Source organism: [Eubacterium] eligens ATCC 27750 (assembly GCF_000146185.1).
Lineage (GTDB): Bacteria > Bacillota > Clostridia > Lachnospirales > Lachnospiraceae > Lachnospira > Lachnospira eligens.
Genome location: NC_012780.1, coordinates 546,770 through 561,446, shown reverse-complemented (window position 1 = coordinate 561,446; position 14,677 = coordinate 546,770). Strand labels below are relative to the sequence as shown.

Annotated in this window: 11 protein-coding genes; 9 read left to right on the top strand and 2 right to left on the bottom strand. The window is 37.7% G+C overall.

Annotated elements, in window-relative coordinates:
• The first annotated feature begins 39 nt into the window (after nt 1-39).
• The 8 genes from EUBELI_RS13070 to EUBELI_RS13035 all read left to right on the top strand — a co-directional run bounded on the left by EUBELI_RS13070 (nt 40) and on the right by EUBELI_RS13035 (nt 10,299).
• Nucleotides 40-1,404 carry an MATE family efflux transporter gene (locus tag EUBELI_RS13070; protein ID WP_041688986.1) on the top strand — a complete coding sequence of 455 codons (1,365 nt, stop codon included), beginning with the start codon at nt 40-42 and terminating at the stop codon, nt 1,402-1,404.
• A gap of 41 nt (nt 1,405-1,445) precedes the next feature.
• Nucleotides 1,446-2,792, top strand: coding sequence for a citrate/2-methylcitrate synthase (locus EUBELI_RS13065; protein ID WP_041689145.1), 1,347 nt, complete (start codon nt 1,446-1,448; stop codon nt 2,790-2,792).
• 85 nt (nt 2,793-2,877) lie between these two features.
• On the top strand, nt 2,878-4,488 hold the full coding sequence (locus EUBELI_RS13060; protein ID WP_012740858.1) for a cellulase family glycosylhydrolase: 1,611 nt from the start codon (nt 2,878-2,880) through the stop codon (nt 4,486-4,488).
• A gap of 5 nt (nt 4,489-4,493) precedes the next feature.
• Entirely contained in the window at nt 4,494-4,853 is a 360-nt protein-coding gene (locus EUBELI_RS13055) for a hypothetical protein (RefSeq protein WP_041688985.1), read from the top strand.
• Complete coding sequence (locus EUBELI_RS13050; protein WP_012740856.1) at nt 4,850-5,521, top strand: response regulator transcription factor; 672 nt, start codon at nt 4,850-4,852, stop codon at nt 5,519-5,521. The genes EUBELI_RS13055 and EUBELI_RS13050 overlap by 4 nt, the downstream gene beginning before the upstream one ends.
• 18 nt (nt 5,522-5,539) lie before the next feature.
• Nucleotides 5,540-6,703, top strand: a complete 1,164-nt coding sequence (locus EUBELI_RS13045; RefSeq protein ID WP_012740855.1) for a sensor histidine kinase — start codon at nt 5,540-5,542, stop codon at nt 6,701-6,703.
• A 60-nt stretch (nt 6,704-6,763) separates the two neighbouring features.
• A complete protein-coding gene (locus EUBELI_RS13040; protein ID WP_012740854.1) occupies nt 6,764-7,450 on the top strand; it encodes an ABC transporter ATP-binding protein in 687 nt (228 codons plus the stop codon).
• Nucleotides 7,447-10,299, top strand: a complete 2,853-nt coding sequence (locus EUBELI_RS13035) for an ABC transporter permease (protein WP_012740853.1) — start codon at nt 7,447-7,449, stop codon at nt 10,297-10,299. Before EUBELI_RS13040 ends, EUBELI_RS13035 begins: the two co-directional genes overlap by 4 nt.
• 35 nt (nt 10,300-10,334) lie before the next feature.
• Here the strand turns inward: EUBELI_RS13035 and EUBELI_RS13835 are convergent, their stop codons facing one another.
• Entirely contained in the window at nt 10,335-11,288 is a 954-nt protein-coding gene (locus tag EUBELI_RS13835) for a M15 family metallopeptidase (protein ID WP_012740852.1), read from the bottom strand.
• 121 nt (nt 11,289-11,409) lie between these two features.
• On the opposite strand from EUBELI_RS13835, the gene EUBELI_RS13025 reads away from it, so the two are divergent.
• Nucleotides 11,410-12,204 (top strand): AAC(3) family N-acetyltransferase, encoded by a 795-nt coding sequence (locus tag EUBELI_RS13025; protein WP_012740851.1) that lies wholly within the window; start codon nt 11,410-11,412, stop codon nt 12,202-12,204.
• Between the two features lie 65 nt (nt 12,205-12,269).
• Here EUBELI_RS13025 and EUBELI_RS13020 read toward each other — a convergent pair whose 3' ends face one another.
• Nucleotides 12,270-14,447, bottom strand: coding sequence for a sodium-translocating pyrophosphatase (locus tag EUBELI_RS13020; RefSeq protein WP_012740850.1), 2,178 nt, complete (start codon nt 14,445-14,447; stop codon nt 12,270-12,272).
• Nucleotides 14,448-14,677: the final 230 nt, after the last annotated feature.

Below are 14,677 nucleotides of genomic sequence, written 5' to 3'. Positions count from 1 at the left end.
AAAGACATCTGGCAATTAAACAGAACGAAGAGGTTTATGATGAAGAATAATAATATGACAAGAAATCTTGGAGAGGGAAATATATCAAAGCTTCTTGCTTCGCTTGCAATTCCTGCAGTTGTGGCACAGGTTGTTAATCTGCTGTATAACATAGTTGACCGTGTATATATAGGACATATTCCGGGTATTGGGGCTAATGCTCTTACAGGGGTCGGACTTTTTACTCCTATACTTATGCTTATTAATGCATTCGCAATGCTCGCCGGTTCAGGAGGAGCACCAAGGGCAGCAATATTTATGGGAAAGAAGGACAATGATACAGCTGAGAGAATTATAGGAAACTGTTTTACATTTATAATGATATGTGCGGTTGTATTGACGGCGGTGTTTTATGTATCAGCACCACAGCTTTTAAGATGGTTTGGCGCAAGTGATGCAACGCTTCCATATGCTTTGTCATATGCAAGAATATATATTCTTGGAAGCATATTTGTCCTGATTGTTATGGCAATGAATATGTTTATCACAACACAGGGGTTTGCTAAGATCAGCATGCTGACTACAGTAATTGGTGCAGTGATTAATATTGTTCTGGATCCTATATTTATATTTGTATTTAATATGGGAGTAAGAGGAGCAGCACTGGCAACAGTGCTTAGTCAGGCTGTCGGAGCTGTGTGGATTCTGCATTTTCTGACGGGTAACAAGACAATACTGCGTCTTAAGAAAGCTAACCTAAGACTTGATGCGAAGATAATCGGACCGTGTCTTGCACTCGGAATATCAACATTTGTAATGTTATCTACAGAGAGTATTTTGTCAATCAGCTTTACCTCAAGTCTTTCCAGATACGGCGGAGACCTTGCGGTAGGAGCAATGACAATTATAACAAGCACTAATCAGCTTATTGTTATGCCGTTACAGGGAATATGTCAGGGTGGACAGCCGGTTATCAGTTACAACTATGGAGCAAAGAATAATGACAGGGTTAAGAAAGCATTTTTTACGCAGTTTAAAGCATGTGTAATATTCACATGTATAAGCTGGGCAATTATGATGCTTACACCACAGCTGTTTGCCGGTATATTTACAAGTGACAAAGTACTTGTGAATTATACAGCATGGGCATTGAGAATATATATGGCAGGAATATTTGCAATGGGATTCCAGGTAAGCTGTCAGCAGAGTTTTATGGCGTTGGGACAGGCAAAAGTCAGTCTTATACTGGCATGTTTAAGGAAACTTATATTGTTGATACCGCTTATATTCATATTACCATTGATTTTTCAAGATAAAGTATTTGCTGTATTTCTTGCAGAGCCGGTAAGTGATATTATTGCGGCTATTGTAACAACGATAGTATTTATGTTTAAGTTTAATAATATATTATCTGAAAATGAATAATATAAAAAATTTTAATGAGTAGCAGGAAAGGGGTAATGGGAATGAACAATATGGATAATTACATGGAGCAGATGGCGGTTCTTTGTGAAAACAATGACAGTATCAACAAGAACCTGTATTCGGAGTATGGCGTAAAGCGTGGATTACGAGATGAAAATGGTCAGGGAGTATTGACAGGGCTTACTAATATATCTGACATAAAGGCTTTTGAATACCGTGATGGTAAAAAGTGTCCATGTGATGGAGAACTGTCATACAGAGGATACAATATAAGAGATTTTGTTGCAGGAAGCAAAGGGAAAAAGTATGTTTTTGAAGAAGGAGCATATCTGCTTTTGTTTGGAGAACTTCCTGACAATGACCAGTTAAAGGAATTCCGTGATGAGTTATCAGAGTGTATGAAGCTGCCAACTAATTTTACAAGAGATGTTATAATGAAGGCTCCTACAGCGGATATAATGGGCTCAATGACCAGGAGTATTCTGACTCTTGGCTCATATGATAAGAAAAAAGACAACTTAGATATACCTAATGTGTTAAGACAGAGTATGCAGCTTATTGCAACATTTCCGATGATTGCAGCATATGCATATCATGCTTATAATCATTACGAGAAGGATCAGAGCATGTATATTCACAGACCAGAAAAGGAATTATCTATAGCAGAGAATTTCCTGAGAATGCTTAGACCAGATACATGTTTTACAGATTTGGAAGCACGGGTTCTTGATATTGCATTACTGCTGCATATGGAACATGGTGGTGGTAATAACTCTACATTTACTACAAGAGTTGTAACATCCTCTGGTTCTGATACATATTCTGTTATTGCCGCAGCTATGTCATCATTAAAAGGAAAGAAACATGGTGGCGCTAATCTTATGGTTATGAATATGATGGATGATATTAAGGAGCATGTTAAAGATTATGCAGATGAAGAAGAAATAGCTGCATATCTGGATAAATTGCTTAACAAGCAGGCATTTGACAAAAAAGGTCTTATATATGGTATGGGACATGCAGTATATTCTATCTCAGACCCAAGAGAGAAAGTGTTTAAGGGATTCGTGGAGCAGCTTGCAACAGATAAGGGGCGCAATGAAGATATGCTTTTATATAATAATATTGAAAAAATTGCACCAAGGCTTATTGCAGAACAGAGAAAAATATATAAGGGAGTAAGTCCTAATATAGATTTCTATAGTGGATTTGTATATGATATGCTTGATATACCAAGAGAGTTATATACACCTTTATTTGCTATAGCCCGAATAGTTGGCTGGAGTGCACACAGACTGGAAGAATTAATAACTACAGATAAGATAATACGTCCTGCATATAAGAGTCTTGTAACTAAAAAAGAATATATTGACAGAGAAAAAAGATAATTTTAACACCATATTCTGATTATAATGCAGGATATGGTGTATTTTTGTATATTTTGCTATAATAAAAAATGGGGAGGGAAAACATATGATGAATAAAAAGAAATTATGTATAATAATAGTTATAGCTATAATTGTAACAGGATTAGCTGTTACATTTGCAGTATTATCAAAATCAGGTAAACATAAAGAAAATGTTAATGAAGAAACTACAGTGAATAACGAGAAACAGACAGATTCTGTGACAGAGGCAGCTAAGGCAGATGAGAGAAAACAGGTACAGACATCTGTAACAATGCAGTTTAAGCAGTCTAATTCATGGGAGGGCAATGGCAGATTCTATGCACAGTACGACCTTATTATTGATAATAAGGAGGATGTAAAGATATCAGACTGGACATTTAAGATTAATACTACCAATGGCACTACATTGGAGCAGAGCTGGAATTGTACAGTTGATACTTCGGATTTACAATGGAGTGTCGTGCCGGTTGATTATAATAAGATAATTGAGAGTCAGGCGCAGATGAATAATGTGGGCTTTATTATCAGTTTCGCGTCTAAGGAGGAGCTTAAGAAATATACACTTGATTTCAAGCTGGAATCGGGAATGGAGATAGTGCTTGCTGATGATGGAAAGGCATATAAAGCGGGAGAAGAAATTGCAGATTCAAGTGAAGAATCAACAGTGGTGGAAAATACAGCATCAGGAGATGATACAGCACAGCCGGGTGGAAGTGATTCTGGAAATGATTCAGGAAATAACTCTGATACAGGAAGCAATGCAGGCATAGTCACAACAGTTCCAACAGGAAGACTTCAGGTATCCGGCACGAAATTAACTGACGAATCAGGTAACATTATCCAGCTAAGAGGGGTAAGTACACACGGAATATCATGGTTTCCAGACTATGTTAATTATGATGCATTTGCAACCTTAAGGGACGATTGGGGTGCAAATGTAGTGAGAATTGCTATGTATCCTGAAGAATATAATGGATATCTTTCAGGTGGAGACAAAGCGGCATTAAAGCAGATTATTGATAACGGTGTTAATTATGCAACAGAGCTTGGAATGTATGTAATCATAGACTGGCATGTGCTTAATTATGCACCATCAAGACACACACAGGAGGCATGTGATTTCTTTGCAGAAATGGCATCTAAGTATTCAGGCCATGACAATGTAATATATGAAATATGTAATGAACCTGTTGGTGCTGACTGGAATTCAGACATTAAGCCATATGCAGAGACTGTAATAGGCACAATAAGACAATTCGACGATCATGCACTTATACTTGTAGGAACTAACACATGGTCACAGGATGTTGACAGCGTTGTTGGCAATACGCTTGATGATGGAAATGTTATGTATGTGGCACATTTTTATGCAGGAACACATAAAGAAAATATAAGAAATAAGATAAGCACAGCACTTAATGCAGGAGTTCCAGTGTTTATCAGTGAATGTAGTATATGTGACGCATCAGGCAATGGTGGAATAGATTATGCATCTGCCAACGAGTGGCTTGACTTCATGAACAGCAATCAGCTGAGTTTTATTGCATGGAGTCTTAGCAATAAGGCAGAGACATCAGCACTTATATCATCTGGCTGCAGTGCCAAGAGCGGCTGGAGTGATGGTGATTTGTCTGAGACGGGAAGATGGTTTAAGAGTGCGATATCGGGAAGGTGATAGTTATGAAAAACCGTATTTTAACATACAGAAAATACATAGATTCATTATTACAGTCAGATAAGGACTGCGACTGGAAATACATCAAGCAGGAGCATCTTACACAGGTGGCATTCTTTCAGCATGAAAGGCTTGTGCATTTGATTGTAACCATAACATTTGCGATATTGGAACTGCTGACAGTGTGTGCATATGTGATAGTCGGGGCGATTGACTCTGAATTAAGTATGCCACTGCTTGTGCTTACGATTGCAATACTTATTCTGCTTGTGCCATACATAAAGCATTATTATCTGCTTGAAAACGAGGTGCAGAAAATGTATAAGCAGTATGACAGGATATGTGAAAAGGAACGGAAATTATGATAGCTGTTGTTGAAGATGAGAAGGAATTATGTGAAAGCCTTAAGCTTTTATTGATTGATAAGGGGTATGAGATAGTTACTGCCGGAAGCTGCGGTGAGGCAGATAAATTTATTGGCAATCCGCAGATAGATATGTTTCTGTTGGATGTCAAACTGCCTGATGGAAGCGGGTTTGATATATGCAGGAAGATAAGAAAATCAAGCGAAGTGCCGGTTATATTCTTAACCTCATGTGATAATGAGGAAGAGATAGTTACAGGGCTTGATATAGGTGCAGATGATTATATAACAAAGCCGTTTTATACGAAGGAGCTGCTTTCAAGAATAAGTGCCAACTTAAGAAGAAGCAAGTTCAATGCAGGATATATCTATAAGAAAGGTGATATTGTCGTTGATTTTGACAGATATAAGATAAGCCGTCAGGGTGATGAACTAAATATATCGACTAATGAATTCGATATTGTAAAAATGCTTATAGAGAATAAAGGCAGAGTCGTAAGGCGTGATGCTATATATGAGAAAATATGGGATATTCACGGTAATTTCGTTGAATATAACACACTTACCGTTGCGATGAGCAGAATAAAAGCAAAGCTTGGAACATATGGTGAGAAGCATCAGCAATACATTGAGACTATAAGAAATGTGGGCTACAGGTGGATTGACTAATAACTTTCAGGGGGATTTATGGATAATATGGTCAAGAAGAAACTGTCTGCATTCAGGAAAAGACAGACTGTTTTCGTTATTATATATGGATTGATTAATGCGGCTGTTATAGCCGGAATTATAGTGTATTACAGACTTAAAGAGCAGGCATTGGCAGGTGCATTGTATTTACATGATAATGCATATGGTGAAACATTTGTACGAAAAATGTTTTCATCAGGGATAACGGATAACAATATCAGAGCAGGTAGAACAGCCATGGAAAGTGCCGGATACGGCAGCCATGGTTTTTCGTATATGAGCAGACTTAATGGGGAAATGTACGCTTTAATAGCAATGATAGCTGTCCTTTTAATTGCACTCGGTTCAGGATTATATAACTGTTACAGACTTGGACATAAGGACTTTGTAAAGAAAGTGTGCGATGTATATGCAGATAACGAGAGGCTTTCTAAGCAGTTAGAGAATGAACACATTTATAATAAAGAGCAGCATCAGAAGATGCAGGATTTTATTGAGAATATTGCACATCAGATTAATACGCCGCTGGCAATTATAACTATGAAGCTGGAAATGCTTGAGGAAAAATGTGATGACAGTCCGCAGTGTAAGGAGATAGCTGATTGTACAGGTAATGCGTTCAGAATCAAAACATTTATAAAGAAGCTGCTTGACATAAGCCGCTTTGAGGCTGGAAAAGTTGTTATGACAAGTGATGAGGTTGATGTTGCGGCAATACTTCAGGAAAGCATTAACAGCAGTGTAGTCGACAGAAATAGAATTGTTATGGATTATGGCAATGAAAAATTATGTATGTACGCAGATGAAGGCTGGATTGTCGAGTGTTTCATTAATCTTCTCGACAACTGTGCAGAATATTTAGCAGATGACAATACTAAGGTATATGTTGATGTAACAAGAAAGAATGATGACTGCGTAGTTACGATTGCTGATAATGGCAAAGGATTAAGTACGGAGCAGTTTAACAGTATATTTAACAGATTTGAAACTAATGGCAGTGCGGCGGATTTTAAGGCGGGTATAGGACTTAATCTGTCAAAGCTTATTGTGCAGGCACATCATGGAAGCATAAAGGCTGGTAACAGTGAAAAATATGGTGGAGCTGAATTCGTTGTGACACTCCCGATGTACAGATTAAAAACAAAATATCAGTCCATGTAAGCTGGATGTAAGTTTTACAAGATATAATTATCCCAGATAGAAATCAGGGATGAGAGGGGGATGCATATGGACATAATATTAAGCGCAAAAGGTATATCTAAAACTTACACAGCAGGACAGGTAAAGATTAATGCGCTGAACCAGTGTGATATTGAAGTAAGAAAGGGCGAATTTACTGCAATTGTCGGAAAGAGTGGTTCAGGCAAGTCAACACTGTTAAGAATTCTTGGAACTATAGACAAGCCAGATGAGGGAAAGGTGTACATAGAAGGAAAAGAGATTGATAATCTTAAGAATTCAGAACTGGCAAAATTCAGACGCACGCATATTGGGTTCATATATCAGGATTATAAGCTGATTCCTGAATATACAGCATATGAAAATATAATACTTCCGTTAATTCTTGACAGTGAGCAAGCTGATGAGGAGAAAGTCACTGAATTAATGGAATCACTTGGCATAGATTACTGTAAGGATAAATTTCCTGCACAGATGTCAGGTGGTGAACAGCAGAGAGTTGCAATCGCAAGGGCACTGATTACACATCCGTCAGTTATATTCGCTGATGAACCGACAGGAAATCTTGACGCGGCGAGTGCAGAAACAGTTGCCCAAATGCTTACTCTGGCAGCGTCTAAGTATCAGCAGACTATTGTTATGGTTACACATGACAGGCAGATGGCAGAATATGCAGACCGCATACTCACAATCACAGATGGAAATGTGACAGGGGGTGTGGGGGTATGAACAGCAAAATTATAGCATTGACATTCAGGGGACTTCGCAGGAGATTTAAAAACATTTTAAGGTCCATGGTATTAGTAGTGCTCGCATTTACATTTGTTACAGGGGTACTGTTATTGCAGGAAAATATGTCAAACTGGCAGAAGGCTGATAATAAAAAGCATTTTGGAGACTGGTTTGTAATGTACAGGTCTAAACAGCCAGAGGAAAACGAAAGCATTAAAAACCATCCTTATACCGGAAATGTGTACACTGCAAAAACTGTAACAAGCGTAAAGGATAGAACCAATTTATCAGATATTATGATTGGTACAATGTCAGATGGCTTTATCAGCATGGGCAGTATAGCACTTGAGAAAGGTAAGATGCCGGATAATGACAATGAGGCAGCAATAGACAGGAACTCTCTTATCAGGCTTGGGCAGGGCACAGACATTGGAGATAATATAACACTTAATGATAAAGAATATACGCTTTGCGGAATAATGAACAGCTATACAAATGTATGGAATGATGGTAAAAAGCTTCCGGGAATTATTGTTACGGAAAATGAGGCAGACAATATTGCGACGGATGAAACATACATATATGCATATTCATTACAAAGTTTCTTAGATGAACAGGATTATAGCAGTATAGCTGAGAATTTAAGAAAAGAATCAGGCCTTAAGTTTAATTTTACATATAATAGTAATGTGTATGATTATAAGCCGTGGGGATATGCAAAAGTTAATAATTATATTTATGTATTTATTATGCTTGTTGGAATAACGATAATATCATATCAGATTACAATGTATAATAAGACAAGAAAAAATGTCCGATTTATTCAAAAATGCCTTGGGGCTGATAAAGGGCAGATAATTTTTATGACATTAACAGAGAATATATTTATACTTTCAATTTCGGCAGTCATTGGTTTTGGAATAGCATCTGGAACAGGGTATGTCATACAGGCTTTAATAAAATATTTTAAAAATGTGTCATTTTTCTCAATAGGACAATATACCCTGATAAGGATTATTCTGACACTTGTAATTGCAGTGGCAGTCAGTTTTCTGGCGGGGATTATTACGGACAGATTAAGCAGCCTGAACCGAAAAAAACGGACATACAATTTTAAAAATGTTATGACAGAAAAAACATTTGTTAAAACTACTGCGAAAAGATTTAAGTGGTCTGATGGCTGTTTCCAGAATATAGTAATAAGAGTGTTTTCTCTGGCAATGGCTGTTATTACTGTTGTATGTGCCATTAATTGTATCATTGCATACAGAGAGTACTTAAGGATAACGGATAAACCTGATATTGTAGGCTATGCGGTAAAAGAGACTCCCCGTTCATATACAGTTTATTATGATTACACAGCCAGTCTTGTGAAAAAAGGAGATGTGTATACTGCAGAGCAGATAGAGAAAAAAATACCTGATACATGGGAGTATTCTCCATTTCAGAATCATTCCATATCAGAATATTATTTTAATGATGTTAAATTTGGCGACAGCTGTATGTACAGGAATATAAGTGATGATGTTTTGAATTATCTTAAAAATATAGATGGCGTAGATGATATAACCATGGGATATTACGAAACAGCAAGAACATTTACATGGACAGGTATCAATACTGATAATGTTGGAAATGGTATATCATTGGCAAGATCATTAAAGTCAGGTGGTGCAGATAAAAAATATATTTTTGCTGCCGGATATGTGGAACCGGAGGAGGATATATATAATTCTCTTAATGATTATGCTGGGGGAAATCTGGATTATGATGGATTCAAAGAAGGTTCAGAAGTTGTTGTATTTCTGGATGTAAATAATTCTGGGGTATATGATGACAGCATGAAGGATGGTGTTACTCTTAAACTTCATAATTATGAAATGGTTTTAGAAAGAAATGACAGTTACGAATCAGGCGATGAATATATCAATGCCTATAATAAATTGCTTGAGGAGACAATTGATGGATATGAAGGCCAGACAGATACACAATCAATAAAAGATTATATATGTAAAAATATAACTGACCAGCAGATAACAGAAATTTTAGATGTATATGCCGAGACACATGATAATGCCTATATTATGAATATATATAATCAGTATAAAGCTGGGGATATAAGTAAAGAACAATTGCTGGATGCTTCAGGTTCAGATGAGTATTACAGTGGTGTCTGGAGGTCAATTATTTCACAGGAGTGGTGGTATAGCCAGTATGGATTTTACACATATCTTGTACCAGCAGCCAGTACTAAGGTGGTTAAAGTAGTAAAGGTAACTGATGAAATAAAAGAAAAATTCAAGTACATAATACCTGAATTTGGCCAGTATACAGTAATTGGTTCAACGCAGCTTTTGCATAATGCATTGGACAGCCAGAATGAACTTATTAAAAAATACCTGTTTCTTGATGAACTGCCTGATTATATGAAATTAAAGATGAATCCTAACCGGATTAATATAAAATATAATCTTGGTTCGTCTGTAATGGCAACAGATAATGTTGTTTCTTCATATCTTGGTTCAGCCGGATTTGCGTATACATCATATTCAGATGAAAAGAACCAGATGAGACATAAGACAATAGAAGCATTGATGACATATGGAATTACAGGAATTGCTGCAATTGTAATATATCTTATGGTAAGTACAATTATTCTGAAAGGAAGGCTGGAAAGGTATACAGAAAGAATAAAACTTCTTATCAATACAGGAGCGGAAAGAGATAAAATTGTAATGATATGCATGTATGAATGTATCTGGCAATCGATGTGGTTTATAGTACTGATGCCGTTAGAGCTTCTGATATGTCTGGTAATGGTAAGAAGATTTGTAAAACAATTATAACAATTGAGGCGCGGATTTTTCCGCGCCTTATGTTTTTAATTCGGATACTGTGAAGTAATTCCAAAGTACTCTTCAAGAGATAACCAGTCGCCATTGTTATATAACTTAGTGGCAAGGTCAACACCTACATAACGAAGATGCCATGATTCATACTGATATCCGGTAGCAGAATCTTTGCCTTTAGGGAAGCGGATACAGAAGCCGTATTTGTAGCAGTTATCATTAACCCACTTGCCTTCGTTAGTGTACTGGAAGCTGTCCTCAATAGTGTTAAGGTCAAAGCATAAACCAGTCTGATGTTCAGAGTTGCCAGGTCTTGATGAATATGTGTCTGCTACAGCAGCACCATCACTTTTAACATATCTGTTATATACATTAACCTGATAATTATATGAACGGTATCCACTGGCAATATATATATTAAGACCTTTAGCAGTTGCATCCTTTAACATAGTGTTCCATGCACTCATAAGAGTCTTGTCAAGACATGTTGAGCTTCTGTCTGCATTAACAGGCTGGTCAGGATTAGTGGGAATGAAATCCTGAGGAAGAGCATATGTCTTATTGGCAATAAGTACTCCGTCAATATAAGTTGCTCCATTAATTTCCTGAATCTGGAAGCCTTTAGAAGTAGTACCTTTGGAAACTGTATTACCAGATGGAACTACAGGAGGGGCGAATTCAGAACTGTCAGAAGAAGCATGTGAAGATACTTCTCCTGACATAATTGCAGATGAAGTATCAGTATTAGTATCAGTTGATGAAACTTCTTCACTGGTGCTTTCATTTTCTTTTGTCTGTGTTGATTCTTCAACCTTAGCAGTTGTAGATTTTCCATTCTTATCTGCGTTCTTAGACTTAGAACAGCCTTTCATGGAAACAGATATTATTACAATAATAATGATAAGTAAAGCAGCAGCTGCACAGGCGAGAATAATACGGTTTCTTCTTACCTGACGCTGTCTGCGTGTCAATCGTCTTTTAGTCATGATGAATTAATTCCTTTCAATTAAATTATTTAAAAGTAATTATTGCATTGTTTACTGGATATTTCAAGGATAAATGTGCTAATATGTTTACTATATTGATATGTGAAAAGCGAGGACTAATATGTATACAAAAGAACAGTTAAAGAAGCAGTTAGAGAATATGGGTTTAACAGGTGATGAGACGATTCTTATTCATTCATCAATGAAATCTATCGGTGAAGTTGAAGGCGGGGCAGATATAGTACTTGATACATGGATTGAATATTTCGGACATGGACTTTTACTTCTTCCAACACATACATGGAAGAATATAAATGCGGACTCACCGGTATATAATCCTAAAGAAACACCATCATGTGTCGGACTGCTTACTAATATGTTTCTTAAAAGAGACGGAGTAATAAGGTCACTACATCCTACACACAGCATGGCAGGAATTGGAAAGAAAGCGGCAGAATATCTGGCGAGCGAGGAGAATAACAATACACCGTGTACACCAGGCGGATGTTACGACAGATTAAGAAGCTGTGGAGGAAAAGTTCTGCTTGTTGGAGTAGGACATGAGCGCAATACATTTATTCATAGTGTTGAAGAGGTACTTAATGTACCACACAGATTATCAGATAAGCCGATGAAGTTACAGATTGTAATGCCTGATGGCAGTATTAAGGATTCATATATGAGAAAGCATTACAACGCAGACCAGCCTCACATATCAGAGGATTTTGTTAAGCTTAATCAGGCATTTCTTGACTGTAAGGCTGTGCGTGAAGTAACATTTGGTGACGCAGAGTGTCTTTTGTGTGATGCACAGGCGGTGTTTAATGTTGTAAGGCATGTCATTGCACCAGACCCTGAATGTATTGTGACGAGCAGTTCAATTCCAAAGGAGCGCTGGGAAGCACTTGTTAAGTAAATATACATAAAAACAGGGGCGGCAGACCTTTATGGTCTGTCGCCCCAACTCCTTTATACGGAATATTATTTTATACCAAAGATAAGGTAAAGTAGATTGTAGTTGTAGAACATTACTGCGGCAACGAGTGAAACAGTAGACATAATCTTGATAAGGATATCAAGAGATGGTCCTACAGTATCCTTTAATGGATCACCTACAGTATCACCAACAACGGCTGCATCATGTGCTGGAGAGCCTTTGCCCTGTCCTTCAATAGCACCTGATTCGATGTACTTTTTACCGTTATCCCACGCACCACCAGCGTTACCTGTAAAGATGGCAAGCATGATAGCTGAAAGAGTGGCACCGATAAGAAGACCGCCTACGAAGTAAGGTCCGAAAAGGAATCCGGCAATTACAGGGAAGATGATTGAGATGATAGCTGGCATACGCATTTCCTTTAATGCACCCTGAGATGATATCTCAATACATGTCTTATAGTCTGGTTTAGCCTTTCCTTCAAGGATACCAGGAATGTCTCTGAACTGTCTTCTTACTTCTTCAACCATCTTACGGGCAGCATTGGCAACGGCTTCAATAAGCATACCTGAGAACAGATATGGAAGAGCACCACCAACTAAAGCACCGGCAAGAATAAGTGGGTTAGTGAAGTTAAGGTCGAGGCTGCTTCCCTCTGGCTGGAATGCATAAAGGAAACTAACCATAAGTGAAAGTGCTGCAAGTGAAGCTGAACCGATAGCAAAGCCTTTACCGATGGCAGCAGTTGTATTACCAACGGAATCAAGCTTATCAGTAATTTCTCTTACCTCAGGTTCGAGCTCTGACATTTCTGCAATACCACCGGCATTATCAGAGATTGGTCCATAAGTATCAACAGAAACAGTTGCTGATACGAATGAAAGCATACCTACGGCAGCCATAGCAATACCGAACATGCCTGAAACTGCGTATGAAACATAAGTTGTAATACCTAAAACAATAAGTGGGTACATACAAGACTTCATACCAACTGAAAGACCCTGTGTAATAGTTAAAGCTGCACCTTCCTTAGAAGCCTGTGCAATTGTCTGTGTTGGCTTGTAATCATAACTTGTATAGTATTCTGCGATACCACCGATGATAACACCACTCACTACGCCAAGTGAAGCAGCAATCCAAGGTGATATGAAACCAATGTTAAATCCTGCAACCTTAAGAATATCTGCATTCTCGCCATTGAATAACAGATATGTAGCAACGAATCCGCCGATAATTGTAATTCCGGCAGCACTCCATGTTGAGATATTAAGATCTCTGTGAGGATTATCAGAACCCTTCTTTAAGAGAACATAAGCGATACCAAGAATAGATGCGATAAGTCCGATTGCAGCGAATACAAGTGGGAAATACATCATTTTAGATAGCATTTCGTCTGAAACTTCAAGGTTATTAGCTACATTTGAAAGGTAAAGACTTACTGCAAGAATAATTGCTGAAGATATAGCTCCAACAAATGATTCAAGAAGGTCAGAACCAAGTCCGGCAACATCACCTACATTATCACCAACGTTATCTGCGATAGTGGCAGGATTTCTTGGATCATCTTCAGGGATGTGTGCTTCTGTCTTACCAACAAGGTCAGCTCCCATATCAGCTGCCTTAGTATATATACCGCCACCAACACGGTTAAACATAGCAACAATAGAGCAGCCAAGTGCGTAGCATGAAAGACACTGTGTGAATACATGAGCACCACGGAGCGCCTCAATGTCAAGCATGTTAAGACCAAATCCAAATATGATGTATACAAGGAAAAGTCCTAAAAGTGCGAAACCGCCAACGCAGAGACCCATAACTGAGCCACCTTTTAAAGCTACCTTAAGTGTTGAACCAATGTTCTTAGTGTTGCGGGCTGTATTAGAAACTCTTACATTAGCGTAAGTAGCAATCTTCATACCTACCCAGCCTGCTGATGCACTCATGATAACACCAATCATGAAACATACAGATGGCTCCCAGCTGAATTCTCCATACTGGACAGTGAATATAGCTGCAAATGCGATTGCAATAATAACAACTACTACTGCAATAATCTTATACTCGTATGTAATAAATGCGTTAGCACCAACTCTTATGGCTGCTGCGATTTCTTTCATACGGTCTGTTCCTTCATCAAGTTTCTTAACACCGATGAAGTTGAATGCTGCATAGCCGAGCGCAAGCAGGGCTGCAACGATGACTAGAATTAATAAAGCTTCCATGTTTTTCTCCTCGTTAAAAAATTATGTCCGTTACGCGTGCCTGTAGAGATAATAAATGTGGCGTCATTTATTATCATATTTCAAAACACCAACTTGTTAAAGTTTACTAAAAAACATTATGAAAGTCAAATAAAATTATGCACATTCACTATATAATTATATTGAATTATTTAATGAAAGCGATAGGGGCACAATTGCTTAATTATTAAGAATAAGATATAATTAATGCT

Coding starts and splice junctions, on each gene's coding strand:
- EUBELI_RS13070 (WP_041688986.1), top strand. CDS start 40: ATGAAGAATAATAATATGACAAGAAATCTTGGAGAGGGAAATATATCA.
- EUBELI_RS13835 (WP_012740852.1), bottom strand. CDS start 11,288: ATGACTAAAAGACGATTGACACGCAGACAGCGTCAGGTAAGAAGAAAC.
- EUBELI_RS13040 (WP_012740854.1), top strand. CDS start 6,764: ATGCATATGGACATAATATTAAGCGCAAAAGGTATATCTAAAACTTAC.
- EUBELI_RS13050 (WP_012740856.1), top strand. CDS start 4,850: ATGATAGCTGTTGTTGAAGATGAGAAGGAATTATGTGAAAGCCTTAAG.
- EUBELI_RS13020 (WP_012740850.1), bottom strand. CDS start 14,447: ATGGAAGCTTTATTAATTCTAGTCATCGTTGCAGCCCTGCTTGCGCTC.
- EUBELI_RS13045 (WP_012740855.1), top strand. CDS start 5,540: ATGGATAATATGGTCAAGAAGAAACTGTCTGCATTCAGGAAAAGACAG.
- EUBELI_RS13065 (WP_041689145.1), top strand. CDS start 1,446: ATGAACAATATGGATAATTACATGGAGCAGATGGCGGTTCTTTGTGAA.
- EUBELI_RS13035 (WP_012740853.1), top strand. CDS start 7,447: ATGAACAGCAAAATTATAGCATTGACATTCAGGGGACTTCGCAGGAGA.
- EUBELI_RS13025 (WP_012740851.1), top strand. CDS start 11,410: ATGTATACAAAAGAACAGTTAAAGAAGCAGTTAGAGAATATGGGTTTA.
- EUBELI_RS13060 (WP_012740858.1), top strand. CDS start 2,878: ATGATGAATAAAAAGAAATTATGTATAATAATAGTTATAGCTATAATT.
- EUBELI_RS13055 (WP_041688985.1), top strand. CDS start 4,494: ATGAAAAACCGTATTTTAACATACAGAAAATACATAGATTCATTATTA.